Below are 16,952 nucleotides of genomic sequence, written 5' to 3'. Positions count from 1 at the left end.
TAGTTTAGCTAATTATTTATTGAGTTAACTCAATTAAAAATAATCATTACCATGCACGAGGGATGTAGTCAAAGTCCCAAGAAACCTCGATTGGTTTAGACCAGAAACGACCTTCAACACCAGTTTCTTTATCTACATGCAATAAATAACCTTGTTTTTCAGGGTTTTCGATTGTGAATGTAACTTTATATTTACCAGCACCATCTAACTTAATATTGTTACCATAGTGTGGGCCGTCTGATGCATTCATCGGCATAAAATTACCTTCGATAGTTTTGTCACTACCTTGTTTTTGAATTTTATATTTTACAGTTAAGTAAGGGACAAAATCACCTACACCAAAACCTAATTTATTACCTTCGGCAGCAGAAATATCGGCTTCGATATGCATATCTGATTTAGAAGCAGGTAAACCACCCATACCAGCAGGTTCCATATCTACAGGTTGGAAGTAAACCGCACCAATATGTAATGGACCAACAGTGACTTCTTCACCGATTGGAAACTCTTCAAAACCTTTTTCTTCACCTGGTGCTGGCGCAGCAGCATTTGCCATTGAAGAAAGTGCAAGTATTGACGAAATACCAGCAGAAATAATTAGTTTTTTCATTGAAAACTCCTTAATTTTTTTAACAACTTGTTTTACCCTTTAATAATTAATCAATAAACTAATGACTAATCAATTACAAATTACTGCCAATGTTTTCATTACTATTCAAGTTTAAATTACACCAAGAATAATAATATTATTTAATTTTTATGATATTTTTTGTAATACATAATAGAGAGCATCACGACAACTAGCATGACTAACTGTGGCACCAATGTTTCAACCGTTGGATAGATGCCTAATACCTCTACTGAATGGACAAAATCTACTGGGGTGACCGAAATAATATCCGCTTCTTGTAGCTCTTTCACACCACCACCGGCAAAGGCTATCGCCATAAGATACATTAATGCACTGGTACAAATAAAAAATGGTTTAAGCGGTAATTTAACACTGCCAAAGCGGATAACAATAAATACCAAAGTCAATACGATGGTACCAACACCTAGTCCATACCAAACCATATCCATGTGATCTTTAGCATCAGCTAACATAGCTTGATAAAATATGATCGTTTCCGCTCCTTCACGAAATACAGCTAAAAAGGCAGCAAACCCTAAAGCAAAACTGCTTCCTGTTGATACCGCACTTTGCACCTTACCTTCAACATAATTTTTCCATGCTTTCGATTCCGACTTAGATAGCATCCAGTTACTTATAAAGAACAGCACCACTGTTGCGAGTAACATGGCAGCACCTTCCATAATTTCTTGATTGGCACCACTTAAACCGACAATAGTATGCAAGGCGATAGCAGCCAACACGCTGGCAAACACCGCAAATAAACTGCTTAGATAGACGACTTTAAGCATTGGCTTATTATCTGAACGAACTAAATATGCAGAAATTGCCGCAATCACCAGTATTGCTTCTAATCCTTCACGGAAAATAATAATAAATGAGGCAAAGAAGACACTCCAGCCACTCTCTTTTTTACCATCTAACTCATTAGCATCTTCGTGGAGCATTTTCAGAATAACATCAATCTCAGTTCGCACAACTTTATTAGGCGCGCCTTGACTCATTAATCGTTTAATTTTAGCAAATTGGTATTCGGTATCAGTGCCACGTTTACCGGAAATATAAGACATTACCGCACGTTCAACGCCATGTTTTTCATAAAATCCAAAATAAGCATTGTTTACTCGATCTTTAGCAGCTTCGCTATCTTTCATGAAATAGATGTTATAAGCATCATTTAAAATGATATCCATTTCATCCACAATCGCATTCCAGCTTGCATACTTCTTTTCAGTTGCGTAAGAAGGGGTACTAAAAATCGCTAAACTAGCAATCAGTAGTAACATTAAAGTTAAATACTTTTTCACTGCTTACTCCTTATTTTGCTAACAACATTATCCCTATAGGTTTACTGCTTTCTGGCAATTGTAACGATTGACTAATAATGTCAGGCTTTATTGAATGGATGTAACGAGTGCTGAGTTTTAATGCTGCAGCAGACAAATAGACGTTTTGACTCATAGCACCAACGGCAATTTGACTAAAATCATTGGCTTTTTGTGCATCAAAATCATTGAGACTTGCACCATCAGCTACAAAAATAAGAATATATGGTGCTCGCTTAGTAAAATTTTGCATACCAATGTCAGCACGAATATCTTGCTTAGTTATCTCACGAAGATAGTGTCCTTCCCATTCATATAAAAAGGCACCTTTATCGCTAGCTACATAAAGACGAACATAAGGTTGTTTACCACTAGCCATTGGCACCGTCCAACCATTTTTACCTCGATTTAATCCCGTTGCCGACCAAAGCACGCTTGATAGTTCATCATCTGAGACCATCCCGGTTGGAAACCCTCCGCCTGAGGTTGAAGCTCGTTTTTTAAGGCTATCAAATAACCCCATGCCATCTTTCATTTGTGGCGTAGGTAAAGTGATATCGGCATAACTTATTGACAAACAAAATAAAGACATTGATAAAACAATTGTAACATTGCGTAACCAGCACAACATGGCGTAGACCTTAAAACAGTTGCAAATATTTGTTAGCTATCTTATTGCTAATGCTTCCAATTATCAACAACAAACAATAATTATTATCACTAAGGTGAAATAACTTAAGTAAGATAGTTGATAAAGTAGAAACGTACATTGACTGCGAAAGACTGGTTAATGTATTAACCAATCAATTCTGATTTTTATTTTTCTGTTTATTAAGTATATACTGGGACAATTTTTAAATTTTAAAGTAAAAATGAGTATTGATTGTTATGCCATTATCGACTTTAGTTGTTTTACCACTTTTTATATTAACCATTAGTTTAGCTTCGTTTTTTAAACAAAAAAAATGGCAACTATTCACCATCATTTTAATGACAGTTATTATTGTGATGGAGCTTACCTCAATTTATTTTAGTGGTGGATTTATTGATTATCAGTTTTACGTCAATCTGAACGTGAATGATATTATTGAAGGATTATTCATCTTTAAACTGCAAGCGCTATTGGTGATTGTGGTATTTTTGGGGTTAGTGTTTATCCTCAGTAAATTAGCCAACTGGTTTCGCCATAAATATAAATTACACTGGCGATTACTATTAGTCGTCATTGCCATTGCCTCAATTAGTTATCATAACGGCCCTATTAGTCGTGCTTATGAAATCTATCAAGTTACTTGCGCCCCAAAAGCAACTTTTGCCCAAGCGTTACAAAACTTAAATATGAATGATTATGTTGAAAAATCACAACTTGATAGCCAAAAAGGCAAAAATATAATTGTGTTGTCGTTAGAATCCTTCGAACAAGGATTTTTAGATTTTGCTGATATCACGCCAAATTTAAGACAACTCAAGCAACAATATACTTTCTTTGCTAATATGCCAATGAGTGCAGGTAGTACATGGACAACAGCTTCTATGTATACCTATATGACTGGTGTGCCATTTTTAATCGGAGAACACTCAACTTCACCATTAAAAGGTGCAAATACCACTCAATTAGTTACCTTAGGTGATGTGCTAAAACAAGCCGGTTATCAAACTCGCTATGTTATGGCTGGTCCAGAATTTGCAGGAATTGGCCACACCGCCGAAGTAATAGGCATGCAAGTCGTTTCAGAAAAAAATTATGTAGGCAAATATCCAAATGCACCATTTGGATTGTATGATAAAGATATATTAGACATTGCTAAACAGCAAATACAAGAGTTGCAAAATGCCGATAAACCCTTTGCGCTATTTATCTCAACTGTCTCAACTCATGCTCCAAACGGTTTTAATGATGAGCGCATGACATCAGTAATCAGCCCAAAACAAGATAATATGTCTTTTGTGGCCGCTTCGCTCGATTATAATTTAGGGGAATTTATTAACCACCTAAAACAGCAAGGTATATTGGACAATACTGTGTTTTACATCTTCCCTGACCATTTAATGATGGGGGCTGGTACCGAAACGGTGAAAAAGTTATCAGAAAAAGAGCGCAAACTCTATTTGTTAACCAATGCAAATGTTGATGATTTACAAAAATCACCTAATCAAAATATTTATCAAATTGATTTACCGAGATTGATTCTAAATGGTGCACAAATTAGAACCAATGCAAAATTTTTAACCGATTACTTAAGCGGTGAAAACCTTGATAAAAAACAATTTATAGAACAACATAAAGCAAACATTGCAACCTTAAATAATGCAGCTCAAAAGTAGTGTATAAATGACAATTGATTCTTTAATTTTAGTTATTACCATTAGCTGTTTAGGCATGATATCCCCAGGACCAGATTTTTTTCTCGTCTTAAAAAACAGCTTAAGTTATAACCGAAAAATGGCATTAATGACCTGTTTAGGGGTGATAAGCGCGATTGCCATTCATATGAGCTATTGTGTGGCAGGTATTGCGGTATTAATCACCGCCACCCCGTGGCTGTATAATGCTTTGCGTTATGCAGGCGCCACTTATCTGCTATGGATAGGTATTAAAGCGTTATTAGCTAAAAGTAGTGCTACCACTTATGTGAGCAAACAAGCTCAGCAGATTAATGTCACCGCAAAAACGGCATTTATGCAAGGGCTATTATGTAACTTACTAAATCCGAAAGCGACACTGTTTTTTCTGGCTATATTTACCCAACTACTCAATGCAGACTCAACTTTAATGGATAAATTGCTCGTCGCATTTATTATTTGGCTTGAAGCCTTACTTTGGTGGCCATTGGTAGTATTTATCTTTCAAACCCAAATCGTCCAGCGACGTTATTTCAAACTTCAATTTATTATTGATAAATTATTAGGTGTAATATTGATCTTACTAGGGGTTAAAGTAGCGTTGGGATTTTAGGACGTCAAAAAAATATTCCACAATTTTTTATTTAGTAAATTTCAGAAATATTAATCAACTGTAATCCTTCCAAAATTGGAATAATATCAAAACAAATAAGGAATACATATCCTCTATTTGCAAACTAGTCTAATTATTCTAATACTTACTTATAAAACTATTTCCTACATCAGTTGAATATTTAAATTCTAAAAAATTATCTAATTAAAAACTCATAAGTAAAATAACATCATAAAATTTTAAATCTTTAATTATCATTTTTAAATTATAAATATCGATAAGACTGAGGAGCAACTATATTATTCCCTAGATAATTCAAAGGTTTAGGCTCTTCATACATAGTAACTTTACCAACAGCAATAGCAAAAGCTAGAGGTCTTTCATCGAAATACTCATCATAAAATCTTTTACTAACTCCTGCATATTTTTTAGTTTTTTCCCATATTAAACTCGGTTTATCTGATATTACGTGATCTATATCAAACTCTCCTACAACTTTTCCAATAGGCATTGTTGCGTAAATTACTATAGTCTTAACAGATTTTTTTTTGAACATATTTTTTCTAAATTCAAATCGCTTTTCACCAGATAAAATTTTTTCTGCAAATTCTGGTTTAATTGATAATAAGACTTTCATTAATTTCACCTAATTTCAAGATGTTATCAAATTGTTTTTCATTCAGTTTTAAGCAACTCCATCTTTCTTCACCATTCAAGCCTACTTCGTTTATAAGTGCCGCTCTATTTGGTCGATGTGATAGGGCAATATTATATGTAAACTTTATTACATAACAAGGAAAATAAGTTCTATAATGATTTTCATCAAAAAATTTATTTAATTCATCTGTTGTAAATACACTATATTTAGTACAGTATTCAAGATATTCTTGCTTATTAGCAAATGAAGAAATTTGTCTAACTTCTTCAATAACACAAATTGATGTAGCAACAGCAGAAAAATATGCTTTTTGTCCCTTAACTGCCGTTCTATAAATTACAATAATATCCCCTTTTTTCAAATTACCAAGCATCTGTATTTTTGAAATATACACTTTATGAATGCTATTTGTATGAGAAACATCATGAATGATTGAACTTGATTCTGTTTTTAAAATTGAATCCGGAAAAAGTTGAGTATGAAATTGAGGGTATATTGCCAGTAAATATTTATTTGTCTGTGTGTTAATGTAAGGATAATCTTTTTCTAAATCATTTGTAAATGATCTCTTCTTTAATAAGACAATCTCCCTTCCATTACTACTTTTTTTAATTCCATATGAGAAAAATCCATACCTCTTAAAAAGTTTAATTAAATAATCATGTTTATCAAAAACTGTAACATATATACCTTGCACATTTTTTGCGATTGCAACATCAAATATTTTTTTTATAAACCGCTCTCCACGTAAGGTACCTGCAGGATTGAATTTAAATGTACCAACTTTTAAATAACAACCATAAGTTAATGGTGGATCTACATCATCAATATTATTCTCTAATTTTAAATACATAAAGCCATCAATAGTGGAAAAGTTATCATTATATAAAACAAAAGCTTTATCTTGTAATTGAACTTTTTTATGCCACCAATCTACAAAACCATGTGAATAATCTTTTTTAAGTGTATCGAAGAAAGAATCAGAAAAATTAATTTCTCCGAATTTTTGAATCTTTAAGTTATCCATATTATTCCTTATAGTTAAATTTAGCTTGTAAATATAATTTTTAAAATTTTCTTATATAGTAAATCATATACAACTGAAGGTTAAAATTATAAATTCCAAAAATATAGTTTTTGATCACAAAATTTTCATGTTTGATAAGAGTTTTACTTTTTGTTTTTTAATTCTAAAAGCTTTTTGAATATTCAATAGTTAATTGTTAGACTATCTAACATAATCTGATTAAATATAATCATAAAATTGATTATAAATTTAATTTTTGTGAAAATTTAATTCAATAGGCAAGTAAACATGGATAAATTGTTACAATATGGTCGAGAACTTCTGGAACTTGAACTTCACGAAGCACAAAAGTTACCAACACGGCTTGGTAAAGACTTTATTAAGGCTTGTCAGTTCATATTGTCCACCAAGGGAAAAGTTGTCGTGTCAGGCATTGGTAAATCAGGACATATTGGAAAAAAAATCGCCGCTTCATTAGCTAGTACAGGTAGTCCAGCTTTTTTTATGCATCCCTCAGAAGCGCTACACGGTGACTTAGGCATGGTAACCGAAAACGATGTAGTAATTTTGATCTCTTATTCTGGTCGGGCAAAGGAGTTTCAATTTATTTTACCAATCCTTGCAGCTATGAATATTCCGGTTATCGCTATTACTGGAGGACTTGATTCGCCACTTGCGACAGCAGCACAGGCAGTGTTAGACATTTCAATTGAAAAAGAAGCTTGCCCAATGGGACTAGCACCAACATCAAGTTCAACTAATACATTATTAATGGGTGATGCATTGGCTATTGCAGTTATGCGAGCTCGTGGTTTTAAAGAAGAAGATTTTGCTCGTTCACATCCTGCTGGTAGTCTAGGAGCTAAATTGTTAAATCACGTAAAAGATATTATGCGAAAAGGCGATTTAATTCCTAAAGTTTCACAATCAGCAACGGTACTCGATGCGATGTTAGAATTAAGTCGAACAGGTGTAGGATTAGTGGCAATATGCCAAGATGATAATAAAATTGTTGGCGTTTTTACTGATGGGGATTTGCGTCGTTTACTATTAAAACATGGTACACTACAAGACAATATTATCGAAGTAATGACCAGTCCAGGATATCAAATACCAGAAAATTGGAAAGCGGTCGAAGCCTTAAAAACTTTTAATGATCATAATATTACAGCTGCGCCAGTAGTCAATAATCAAGGTGAATTAGTCGGTGCACTTAATATCCATGATCTTCATCAAGCAGGTATTAGTTAATAGATTAATAAATACCTGTTGCAAAAAGGGGCTATCTATTGAGATAATTATCGACCTAAATTTTTGTCGTTAGACGGAGATCCAGAAAAGTTACACAATTCAAAATCAAAATGATTATATAAATCATGATAAATTGATATTGTGTTGTAAATTTTAACCAAAATTAATAGATGATGAAACTACAATGGCAGAAAAGCGAAATATCTTTCTAATTGGCCCAATGGGGGCAGGAAAAAGCACTATAGGCCGACAAATTGCACAGCAATTAGGCATGGAATTTTTTGACTCTGACCAAGAAATTGAAAAACGCACTGGTGCTGATATTGCATGGATTTTTGACTTAGAAGGTGAAGACGGATTCCGAGCCAGAGAAGAAAAAGTTATTAACGAATTGACTGAAAAACAAGGTGTCGTACTTGCAACTGGTGGGGGATCAGTATTATCTAAAGAAACACGTAACCGATTATCCGCGCGGGGTATTGTGGTTTATTTAGAAACAACAATTGAAAAGCAAATGGCAAGAACACAGAAGGATAAACGTCGACCTTTATTACAAGGTGGCAATACCCCTAGAGAACTTTATGAAGAACTCGCACAAGAAAGAGATCCTCTTTATGAAGAAATAGCTGACATCACAATTAAAACCGATGAACAAAGTGCTAAAGGGGTAGCTGGATATATCATTGAGAAGATAGAACAAATTTAAATCATTGATTTTTAACCATGGCTGGTCATGAAGCAACAATGCTGTTGATAAGTTAAGGAGTTAGTATGCGTGTAGATAGAGATGATCGTTATGTTCCGGAACAATCAAATAACGAGCCTAAGACCTCATTTTTCATTTCGAATATTTTTAGTCATTACTCGAAGAAAAAACTGATTATTATGGGGGGAATTCTTGCTATCATTGTTTTATTACTTAGTAGCTTGATATTTCGTTCATCAAAGCCAAAAACGCCAACACTATTAACTCCACCTGAAGTTAGTGGAGTTTCAACAACGGAAGAATCTAAACCAGCCATAACTGAACAACCAAATGACTTTGCAAATAATACTACACAAGCTCAAGCATCTAATACAATGCCTACGCCTGCAGAACCTGCACCAATAACAGATGTTAATGGACAACAAAATAGTAACGAACTAGCTGGTAATAATTATAGTGAACAAAATACACAAGGATTACCAGATAGTAAACATGAGTCAGAAGTTGGCTATAACACTTCTCAGCAGGGCAATAATTCATCCCATAATAATATGAATAATAGACCTAGCTCACCAAATGATGTTGAATCTAAACCAAATAAACCTGATATTAAATCAAATAATAATGCTAAGGTTATTAATAATTCAACTAAAGTTAATAAAATAAAAAATAATCAATTTTCTGTTCAACTTAGTGCATCAACATCAGTTGAAGGTTTAAAAAAATTTGCAAAAAAACATAATTTAACTAACTATGAAATTTATCAAACTAATCGAAATGGTGTTAAATGGTTTATTTTAATTGAAGGTACATATGATTCGGCTGATGAAGCTAGAAAAGCAATTAAGTCTTTACCAAATGCATTACTAAAGGATAAACCTTGGGTTAAATCTGGCGCAACTATTAATAAAGAAAAATCAGCAAAATAGGAGTTTCCGTTGAAGAAGCGACGAGCCTTTTTAAAATGGGCTGGAGGAAAATATGAGCTTGTGGACACAATTAAACAGTATCTACCAGATGGAGACCAACTTATTGAGCCCTTTGTAGGCGCAGGCTCAGTTTTTTTAAACACAAAATTCAAAAGTTATATTTTAGCTGATATAAATCATGACTTAATTGCATTATTTAAGTTATTACAATCTAATCCAGATCATTTTATTGATGATCTGAGATTATTATTTAATCATCAGAATAACCAAGCTGAAGCTTTTTATCAACTTCGCGATGTTTTCAATTACAGTAAAGATCAATATTTACGAGCACTTTTGTTTGTTTATTTGAATCGCCACTGTTATAACGGTTTGTGTCGTTATAATAGTAGTGGTCTTTTTAATGTGCCATTTGGCCGTTATAAGACGATCTATTTTCCAGAGAAAGAGCTTAATTTTTTTGCACAAAAAGCACAAAAAGCTGAGTTCATTTGTACGCCTTATCATGAAGCAATGAAATTGGCGAAGCGTAATTCAGTCATTTATTGTGATCCTCCTTATCTTTCACCAAATGAATCAGCTGGTTTCACGTCTTATTATTCCAATAATTTTGGCTATGAAGAACATATGCGATTGTCACAATTAGCAGAAAAAATCGCTTATAAAAAAGATATTCCAGTATTGGTGTCAAATCATGATACCGATTATACCAGAACATTGTATAGTAAAGCCCGCTATCTTTACCGAACAGAAATGCGCCGTTCAATTAGCTGCGCTGGCGAAGGACGCAAAAAAATTGATGAAATATTGGCCTTATACCAAAAATCCTAAGCTATTTTTAAGTATAAGGTGTTTATGAGTAGAGGTATGTTATGAATGAATTTATTATTGCACCGTCAATACTATCCGCCGATTTTGCTCGTCTTGGTGAAGATACCCAAAAAGTATTAGATGCAGGAGCGGATGTTGTCCATTTCGATGTAATGGATAATCATTTTGTTCCCAATTTAACAATGGGTAGTATGTTTTGTAAGGCGCTTCGCGATTACGGTATTACCGCTCCAATTGATGTCCATTTGATGGTTTCCCCTGTTGAAGAGCTAATTACTTCATTTGCCAAAGCTGGCGCCACCAATATCTCATTTCACCCTGAAGCCACAATTCACCTTGATCGTTCTTTGCAGTTAATTAAAGATCATGGTTGTACGGCAGGGATTGTACTTAACCCAGCAACACCACTTGACCATTTAGACTATGTGATGGATAAAGTTGATATTATTTTATTAATGGGTGTTAACCCGGGTTTTGGTGGTCAATCATTCATCCCAGCAACTCTTAAAAAATTGCAGCAAGTTAAACAACGCATTATTGATTCTGGTAGAAATATTCGCCTAGAAATTGATGGCGGAGTAAAAGTAAATAATATCGCTGAAATTGCCAAAGCAGGAGCCGATATGTTTGTTGCTGGTTCAGCGATATTTGGTCAACCTGATTATAAAACGGTAATTGATGCAATGCGTAAAGAGTTAGCAGGAGTAAAACATGGCTAAATTAGATGATATTCAAGCTATCGCTTTTGATTTAGATGGAACATTAGTAGATAGCGTACCTGGACTTGCTTTAGCAACCCAGAAAATGTTGGCAGATTTAAATTTACCAACAGTTACCAATGAACAAGTTAAAAACTGGGTAGGTAATGGTATTGATGTAATGCTTGAACGCGTTTTCAAAGCCATTGATATCAATCCGTCAAAAGAATATTTTGCTGAAGCTAAACAAATATTTAGTCAACATTATGATAAGGTTATGGATGAACAAACAACACTGTTTCCTCATGTAAAACAGACCTTAAAAACTCTTTATGAAAATCATTACCCTTTAGCACTTGTAACTAATAAACCGGCACAATTTTTACCGGGATTACTAAGCTCATTAGGTATCAAGAAGTATTTTTCATTAGTACTCGGCGGTGGTGATGTAATTAAATTAAAACCACACCCTGCTCCGCTTTATCAAGTCATGGCGACATTTGGATTATACAACGATCAGTTATTATTTGTTGGTGATTCGAAAAATGATATTACTGCAGCCAAAAATGCTAATTGCCCTACTGTTGCATTAAGTTATGGTTATAATTATGGCGAATCAATTGCAACAAGTGAACCCGATTTTTTATTTGATGATTTTCAAGATATATTAACCCTATTACCTCAGCCAAAAACTGATGCAAAAAAATAATAAGTTTAAATTAGGAATAAATTATGAGTAAACCAATTGTATTTAGTGGCGCTCAGCCATCAGGAGAACTAACATTAGGCAACTATTTAGGTGCTTTAAAGAATTGGGTGTCTTTACAAAATGAATATGATTGCGTTTATTGTATCGTCAATCAACATGCGATCACGGTACGCCAAGATCCTAATAAGTTACGTAAAGCAACACTTGATACATTAGCACTTTATCTAGCCTGTGGTATTGATCCACAAAAAAGTACTATTTTTGTGCAATCCCATGTACCTGCACATGCTGAATTAGGTTGGGCATTAAACTGTTATACCTATTTTGGTGAACTTAGTCGTATGACACAATTTAAAGATAAATCCTCTCGTCATTCAGAAAATATAAATGCTGGGCTTTTTGATTATCCAGTGTTAATGGCTGCCGATATTTTGTTATATCAAGCTAATTTAGTTCCCGTTGGTGATGACCAAAAACAACATCTTGAACTTTCTCGAGATATTGCAATGCGTTTTAATGCGCTTTATGGCGATATATTCACTGTTCCTGAACCATTTATTGCTAAAGTTGGCGCACGGGTTATGTCGTTACAAGATCCTAGCAAAAAAATGTCTAAATCAGACGAAAATCGCAATAATGTTATTGGTTTACTTGAAAATCCAAAAGATGTAGAGAAGAAAATTAAACGGGCAATGACCGATTCTGATGAACCACCAGTCGTACGTTATGATTTACAAAATAAAATGGGTGTATCAAATCTGTTAGATATCTTAACCGGTATTACAGGTAAACCTATTGCTGAACTTGAGAAAGAATTCGAAGGTAAAATGTACGGCCATCTAAAAACTGAGGTAGCAAATCAAGTTATCGATATGTTAACTGGTTTACAAGCGAAATATCATCAGTATCGTGATGACGAAAATTATCTTCTGACAATTATGCAAGAAGGTGCACAAAAAGCTCGTGCAAAAGCAGAGCCAACGTTGAAAAAAGTTTATGACGCAATCGGTTTTGTATAGTTAACCGTAAAAACTAGATTGCAATTAACGCTAAACAATATCAATTGGCTTTAATGACTAAAAGCATTATCGTTTTTATTAATGATAAATGCCGTTGAAGCCTTTTTGATTATCATAGGTTAGTTATGAAAATTATCATTCTTGGTGCAGGTCAAACAGGTAGTGCTCTTGCCGAATATCTGGTTACTGAAAAACAGAACGATGTGACAGTTGTAGATGAAGATCATGACAAGTTGCAATCATTGCAAGAACGTTTTGATTTACAAGTTATTTGTGGAAAATCATCTTATCCACAAGTATTAGAAAGTGCTGGTGCAGAATCTGCCGACATGTTAGTCGCTGTTACCAATTCTGATGAAGTCAATATGATGGCTTGTCAAATTGGGCATGTAATGTTCAATATCCCTCAAAAAGTGGCACGAATTCGGGCGCCTGAATATAATGATGAAAGATACTCGTTTTTTAATAAAGATTGTATTAATATCGACCATATTATAGCCCCAGAAAATCTAATCACCAATCATATAAGCCAGCTAGTGCAATATCCTGGCGCACTACAATTTGCCTCATTTTATGATAATCGAGTCTGCTTAGTTGCCGTCACAGCTTACTACGGTGGTGCATTGGTGGGTAGTGAATTATCAGAGCTAAAAGAACATTTACCTCATGTCGAAGCTCGGGTGGTGGCTATTTATCGTAAAAATCGTTTTATTCGTCCGATTGGTTCAACCTTGATTGAAGCTGGGGATATGGTTTACTTTATTACCCCTCCACTTAATATCAAAGCGGTAACTAGTGAATTACAACGGTTAGAAAAGCCTTATAAACGAATAATTATTAGTGGTGGTGGCGGTATTGCTGTTGCTTTAGCTAAGCGATTAGAAAACGATTATCAAGTCAAATTGATTGAACGTAATGCCGAAAAAGCAGAATTAATTGCCGAGCAGTTAGTTAATACTACCGTATTACATGGTGAATCATCGGATCAAGAGTTATTATCCCAAGAGCAAGTCGAACTTACCGATCTTTTTGTCGCAGTGACGAGTGATGATGAAGCGAATATTATGTCTTCAATGCTTGCCAAAAGAATGGGGGCAAAAAAAGTCATTGTACTTATTCAACGACAAGCTTATTTAGAACTAATCAACGATAGTGTGATTGATATCGCAATCTCACCACAACATGCTACTATTTCAGAACTTTTAAGTCATGTAAGACAAACTGGTGTAGTTAAAGTTGTCTCACTACGACAAGGTGAGTCGGAAATTGTTGAAGTGGTTGCCAGGGGTGATGCTGAAAATTCTAAACTAGTAGGTAAAAATATTAACAGTCTAAAATTGCCTTCAGGGGCAACTATTGGTGCTGTGGTGCGTGGTGAAGATGTGATTATTGTTAATACCGATTTAATGATCGAAGATGGTGATCACTTAATCATTTTCTTACCAGATAGACGATCTATTAGCGATATCGAAAGATTATTACAATAGCTTGTATAAAATATAAACTCAGTACATAATAAAACTGTTTTTATTAATTGTTTTTTGACTCGGGGTGTTTTTTGTTACTACAAAAAACTGAGATTTTACCCGTTGAACCTGATCTGGCTCATACCAGCGTAGGGAAGTCTTCGTCTTAATTATCCGTTTTGAGACATTCTTCCCTTAAATAATAAATAAGGAAAGAATATGTCTACCATTAAGTTATTTCAAAACAATGATGCCATTCCCTTTATTGAGCAAGTTAAACAACAACGACCGTTAGTCCATTGTATTACCAATGATGTCGTACAGAATTTTACAGCCAATGTCTTATTAGCCATTGGTGCTTCGCCAGCAATGGTCGTTGCTAAACAAGAAGTTAAAGACTTTGTAACTATTGCCAGTAGTTTATTAATTAATATTGGTACCATTGATGAGCACAGCGCAAATAGTATGTTGTTAGCTGCAGCAAAAGCTGAACAGACGCAGACACCGTGGGTACTGGATCCTGTAGCGGTTGGTGCGGCACTTAAATACCGTACAGAAGTTGCCAAACAACTGTTAACCTTTAGACCAAGTGTTATTCGAGGAAATGCCTCTGAAATTCTCGCATTGAGTGGTCAACAATCATCATCGAAAGGGCCTGATGGACTTGATTCTACCGATTCTGCATTAAATGCAGCAATACTATTAGCACAAAAATATCAAACCATTGTCGCAATAACAGGTGAGATAGATTATGTCACAGATGGTCAACAAATTTATAGTATTGTCGGTGGCGATATCGCTTTAACTAAAGTAACCGGCACCGGCTGTTCGTTATCTGCGATGGTAGCAGCATTTATTGCAACCACTAGTAATCGTTTAACCGCTACCGCAACAGCTTGTTTTATGATGAAAAAAGCAGGACAGCTCGCTAATAAACAGCAAGGGTTAGGTAGTTTCGCCATTGCTGTTATTGATCATCTTTCACGATTCAATCAAAACTAAAAATAAGGATGTTTGATGAAAAAGCAACTTGATTTAACTCTCTATTTAGTCCTCGAGCCGTTATTATGTGGCGGTATAGATGGCATGGTCACTACCACCAAAATTGCCGTTGAAAATGGCGTTACTGCAGTGCAACTACGTTCAGAACAAGAATACTCTGGTAAAAATTGGTATGACACCGCACAAGCGCTCAAAGAAGTGTTAAGTCGTACCCAAGTTCCACTATTTATCAATGACCATGTTGATATTGCTTTAGCCATTGATGCCGATGGCGTTCATATAGGACAAAGCGATCTCCCGGTTGAAGTTACTCGACGTTTAATTGGCACAGACAAATGGTTAGGACTTTCAGTTTCAAATCAATCACAACTAGAGAATGTTCCTTGGCATTTAGTCGATTATCTTGGCATAGGGCCTATCTATCCAACCGCAACCAAAAAGGATGCCGCAGCTGCGACTGGCATTGCTCAATTGAAAGAACTGGTTAAAGCGAAACAATGCCCTGCCGTAGCGATCGGTGGTATCGGCGTGAATAATTTAACCGAAGTAATCCAAACTGGCATTGAAGGTATTGCGGTTGTGTCGGCAATATGTGGACAAGCTAATATTGCCAAGTCTACATCCAATCTAATCAGTAAAATAAGACAAACAAAATAGGAAACCAAATCATGACAACAATTGCATTAACAATAGCGGGCAGTGACCCTAGTGGTGGTGCGGGTGTTCAAGCTGACTTAAAAGCGTTTTCAGCACTTGGTGCTTATGGTATGTCAGTGATCACCGCATTAACTGCGCAAAGTACGCAAGGAGTTGATGGTGTACATGCCATTCCCTCTGAATTTATTGAAGCGCAATTTAATACACTATATCAAGATATCCACATTGATAGCGTTAAAATTGGCATGCTAATGAATAAAGAGATTGTTACTACGGTTCATCAGCTATTAAACAATCATCCTATTGCCAATATTGTGCTTGATACCGTAATGATTGCTAAAGGCGGACATCCATTGTTAAAAGCTGATGCCATTTCTGCTATTCGAGATCTATTATTACCATTAGCCACAATTATTACCCCAAATCTACCTGAAGCGGCTGCATTACTTGATTGTAGTGAGGCAAAAAACGAAGAGCAAATGCAACAACAGGGGTATGAATTACTTAAATTAGGTTGTCAGGCAGTATTAATGAAAGGCGGACATTTGCCAAGTCAAGAAAGCCCTGATTATTTAATCACTCACAACAATATCATCAGAATGACATCACCGAGGATCGCAACGAGAAATACCCATGGTACAGGTTGTACCCTCTCTGCGGCAATTGCAGCCTTATTACCGAAACATCATTTAGAAGATGCAATAAAACATGCTAAAAACTACCTACAAGGGGCTATTGAGCATGCAGATAGTTTAAAAATTGGTAAGGGAATTGGACCTACTCACCATTTTTATCAATGGTGGTAACTACAAATTTTTACATTGAATAATTAAATATTTATTTTTCTACAAATAGTTATCCAAAATAGTAATTAAAAATATGGTTAGAAAAATTGCTCAATAAGTTATGTTTGATAAGAAATAATATATTTTTAAATCATTTTAAATTAATTTTTGATATGAATTAATTTAAGATATAAATAGGATTAAAAAATAATATTAAAAACATTAAATGGAATTAGTTGGTTATAATATGATTTATATAAAATATCTTATCTCTGTTATTTTGTTTTTCCCTTGTTTAGTTT

18 protein-coding genes and 1 riboswitch are annotated in these 16,952 nt (G+C 34.7%); of the genes, 13 read left to right on the top strand and 5 right to left on the bottom strand.

The window, feature by feature from the left end; translation table 11 throughout:
• Positions 1-46 precede the first annotated feature (46 nt).
• From B6C99_RS10615 to B6C99_RS10605, 3 genes are all read right to left on the bottom strand, one after another.
• A complete protein-coding gene (locus B6C99_RS10615) occupies positions 47-610 on the bottom strand; it encodes an iron transporter (RefSeq protein ID WP_065578501.1) in 564 nt (187 codons plus the stop codon).
• 140 nt (positions 611-750) lie between these two features.
• Positions 751-1,938, bottom strand: coding sequence for an FTR1 family protein (locus B6C99_RS10610; RefSeq protein WP_198199118.1), 1,188 nt, complete (start codon positions 1,936-1,938; stop codon positions 751-753).
• Between the two features lie 10 nt (positions 1,939-1,948).
• Complete coding sequence (locus B6C99_RS10605) at positions 1,949-2,587, bottom strand: nitroreductase family protein (RefSeq protein WP_086359800.1); 639 nt, start codon at positions 2,585-2,587, stop codon at positions 1,949-1,951.
• 257 nt (positions 2,588-2,844) lie between these two features.
• On the opposite strand from B6C99_RS10605, the gene B6C99_RS10600 reads away from it, so the two are divergent.
• Both B6C99_RS10600 and B6C99_RS10595 read left to right on the top strand, forming a co-directional pair.
• Positions 2,845-4,281 carry an LTA synthase family protein gene (locus B6C99_RS10600; protein ID WP_086359799.1) on the top strand — a complete coding sequence of 479 codons (1,437 nt, stop codon included), beginning with the start codon at positions 2,845-2,847 and terminating at the stop codon, positions 4,279-4,281.
• 7 nt (positions 4,282-4,288) lie between these two features.
• Complete coding sequence (locus B6C99_RS10595) at positions 4,289-4,912, top strand: LysE family transporter (RefSeq protein WP_086359798.1); 624 nt, start codon at positions 4,289-4,291, stop codon at positions 4,910-4,912.
• Positions 4,913-5,177: 265 nt separating this feature from the next.
• Here B6C99_RS10595 and B6C99_RS10590 read toward each other — a convergent pair whose 3' ends face one another.
• Both B6C99_RS10590 and B6C99_RS10585 read right to left on the bottom strand, forming a co-directional pair.
• Positions 5,178-5,549 carry an ASCH domain-containing protein gene (locus B6C99_RS10590; RefSeq protein ID WP_086359797.1) on the bottom strand — a complete coding sequence of 124 codons (372 nt, stop codon included), beginning with the start codon at positions 5,547-5,549 and terminating at the stop codon, positions 5,178-5,180.
• Entirely contained in the window at positions 5,527-6,597 is a 1,071-nt protein-coding gene (locus B6C99_RS10585) for an N-acetyltransferase (RefSeq protein WP_086359796.1), read from the bottom strand. The genes B6C99_RS10590 and B6C99_RS10585 overlap by 23 nt, the downstream gene beginning before the upstream one ends.
• A gap of 288 nt (positions 6,598-6,885) precedes the next feature.
• Between B6C99_RS10585 and gutQ the strand changes: the two genes are divergently transcribed.
• From gutQ to thiD, 11 genes are all read left to right on the top strand, one after another.
• Positions 6,886-7,848 carry an arabinose-5-phosphate isomerase GutQ gene (gene gutQ, locus B6C99_RS10580; RefSeq protein ID WP_086359795.1) on the top strand — a complete coding sequence of 321 codons (963 nt, stop codon included), beginning with the start codon at positions 6,886-6,888 and terminating at the stop codon, positions 7,846-7,848.
• Positions 7,849-8,032: 184 nt separating this feature from the next.
• The gene (gene aroK / locus B6C99_RS10575) at positions 8,033-8,554 is read left to right on the top strand and encodes a shikimate kinase AroK (protein ID WP_086359794.1); all 522 of its coding nucleotides are present in this window, start codon (positions 8,033-8,035) and stop codon (positions 8,552-8,554) included.
• 65 nt (positions 8,555-8,619) lie between these two features.
• Positions 8,620-9,483, top strand: coding sequence for an SPOR domain-containing protein (locus tag B6C99_RS10570; protein ID WP_086359793.1), 864 nt, complete (start codon positions 8,620-8,622; stop codon positions 9,481-9,483).
• Positions 9,484-9,492: 9 nt separating this feature from the next.
• Positions 9,493-10,314 (top strand): Dam family site-specific DNA-(adenine-N6)-methyltransferase, encoded by an 822-nt coding sequence (locus B6C99_RS10565; RefSeq protein WP_086359792.1) that lies wholly within the window; start codon positions 9,493-9,495, stop codon positions 10,312-10,314.
• Positions 10,315-10,355: 41 nt separating this feature from the next.
• Positions 10,356-11,033, top strand: coding sequence for a ribulose-phosphate 3-epimerase (rpe, locus tag B6C99_RS10560; protein ID WP_086359791.1), 678 nt, complete (start codon positions 10,356-10,358; stop codon positions 11,031-11,033).
• Positions 11,026-11,721, top strand: coding sequence for a phosphoglycolate phosphatase (locus B6C99_RS10555; RefSeq protein WP_086359790.1), 696 nt, complete (start codon positions 11,026-11,028; stop codon positions 11,719-11,721). Before rpe ends, B6C99_RS10555 begins: the two co-directional genes overlap by 8 nt.
• A gap of 23 nt (positions 11,722-11,744) precedes the next feature.
• Positions 11,745-12,740, top strand: coding sequence for a tryptophan--tRNA ligase (trpS, locus tag B6C99_RS10550; protein ID WP_086359789.1), 996 nt, complete (start codon positions 11,745-11,747; stop codon positions 12,738-12,740).
• Positions 12,741-12,865: 125 nt separating this feature from the next.
• Positions 12,866-14,227 carry a Trk system potassium transporter TrkA gene (gene trkA / locus B6C99_RS10545; protein ID WP_086359788.1) on the top strand — a complete coding sequence of 454 codons (1,362 nt, stop codon included), beginning with the start codon at positions 12,866-12,868 and terminating at the stop codon, positions 14,225-14,227.
• A gap of 50 nt (positions 14,228-14,277) precedes the next feature.
• A riboswitch (TPP riboswitch) is annotated at positions 14,278-14,379 on the top strand.
• 55 nt (positions 14,380-14,434) lie between these two features.
• A complete protein-coding gene (gene thiM, locus B6C99_RS10540) occupies positions 14,435-15,208 on the top strand; it encodes a hydroxyethylthiazole kinase (RefSeq protein ID WP_371265837.1) in 774 nt (257 codons plus the stop codon).
• 15 nt (positions 15,209-15,223) lie between these two features.
• On the top strand, positions 15,224-15,865 hold the full coding sequence (gene thiE, locus B6C99_RS10535) for a thiamine phosphate synthase (protein WP_086359786.1): 642 nt from the start codon (positions 15,224-15,226) through the stop codon (positions 15,863-15,865).
• 11 nt (positions 15,866-15,876) lie between these two features.
• Positions 15,877-16,671: a bifunctional hydroxymethylpyrimidine kinase/phosphomethylpyrimidine kinase gene (gene thiD, locus B6C99_RS10530; protein ID WP_086359785.1), complete on the top strand. Its 795-nt coding sequence runs from the start codon at positions 15,877-15,879 to the stop codon at positions 16,669-16,671.
• The last annotated feature ends 281 nt before the right edge of the window (positions 16,672-16,952 follow it).

The sequence above is a fragment of the Gilliamella sp. N-G2 genome (assembly GCF_002142215.1).
In the GTDB taxonomy this organism is placed as follows: domain Bacteria; phylum Pseudomonadota; class Gammaproteobacteria; order Enterobacterales; family Orbaceae; genus Gilliamella.
This window is presented reverse-complemented; position numbering and strand designations above follow the sequence as displayed.

What these genes read in the sequence shown, in the direction of transcription:
- B6C99_RS10615 (WP_065578501.1), bottom strand. Translation starts at nt 610, where the DNA reads ATGAAAAAACTAATTATTTCTGCTGGTATTTCGTCAATACTTGCACTT.
- B6C99_RS10605 (WP_086359800.1), bottom strand. Translation starts at nt 2,587, where the DNA reads ATGTTGTGCTGGTTACGCAATGTTACAATTGTTTTATCAATGTCTTTA.
- B6C99_RS10600 (WP_086359799.1), top strand. Translation starts at nt 2,845, where the DNA reads ATGCCATTATCGACTTTAGTTGTTTTACCACTTTTTATATTAACCATT.
- B6C99_RS10595 (WP_086359798.1), top strand. Translation starts at nt 4,289, where the DNA reads ATGACAATTGATTCTTTAATTTTAGTTATTACCATTAGCTGTTTAGGC.
- B6C99_RS10590 (WP_086359797.1), bottom strand. Translation starts at nt 5,549, where the DNA reads ATGAAAGTCTTATTATCAATTAAACCAGAATTTGCAGAAAAAATTTTA.
- B6C99_RS10585 (WP_086359796.1), bottom strand. Translation starts at nt 6,597, where the DNA reads ATGGATAACTTAAAGATTCAAAAATTCGGAGAAATTAATTTTTCTGAT.
- gutQ (WP_086359795.1), top strand. Translation starts at nt 6,886, where the DNA reads ATGGATAAATTGTTACAATATGGTCGAGAACTTCTGGAACTTGAACTT.
- aroK (WP_086359794.1), top strand. Translation starts at nt 8,033, where the DNA reads ATGGCAGAAAAGCGAAATATCTTTCTAATTGGCCCAATGGGGGCAGGA.
- B6C99_RS10570 (WP_086359793.1), top strand. Translation starts at nt 8,620, where the DNA reads ATGCGTGTAGATAGAGATGATCGTTATGTTCCGGAACAATCAAATAAC.
- rpe (WP_086359791.1), top strand. Translation starts at nt 10,356, where the DNA reads ATGAATGAATTTATTATTGCACCGTCAATACTATCCGCCGATTTTGCT.
- B6C99_RS10555 (WP_086359790.1), top strand. Translation starts at nt 11,026, where the DNA reads ATGGCTAAATTAGATGATATTCAAGCTATCGCTTTTGATTTAGATGGA.
- trpS (WP_086359789.1), top strand. Translation starts at nt 11,745, where the DNA reads ATGAGTAAACCAATTGTATTTAGTGGCGCTCAGCCATCAGGAGAACTA.
- trkA (WP_086359788.1), top strand. Translation starts at nt 12,866, where the DNA reads ATGAAAATTATCATTCTTGGTGCAGGTCAAACAGGTAGTGCTCTTGCC.
- thiE (WP_086359786.1), top strand. Translation starts at nt 15,224, where the DNA reads ATGAAAAAGCAACTTGATTTAACTCTCTATTTAGTCCTCGAGCCGTTA.
- thiD (WP_086359785.1), top strand. Translation starts at nt 15,877, where the DNA reads ATGACAACAATTGCATTAACAATAGCGGGCAGTGACCCTAGTGGTGGT.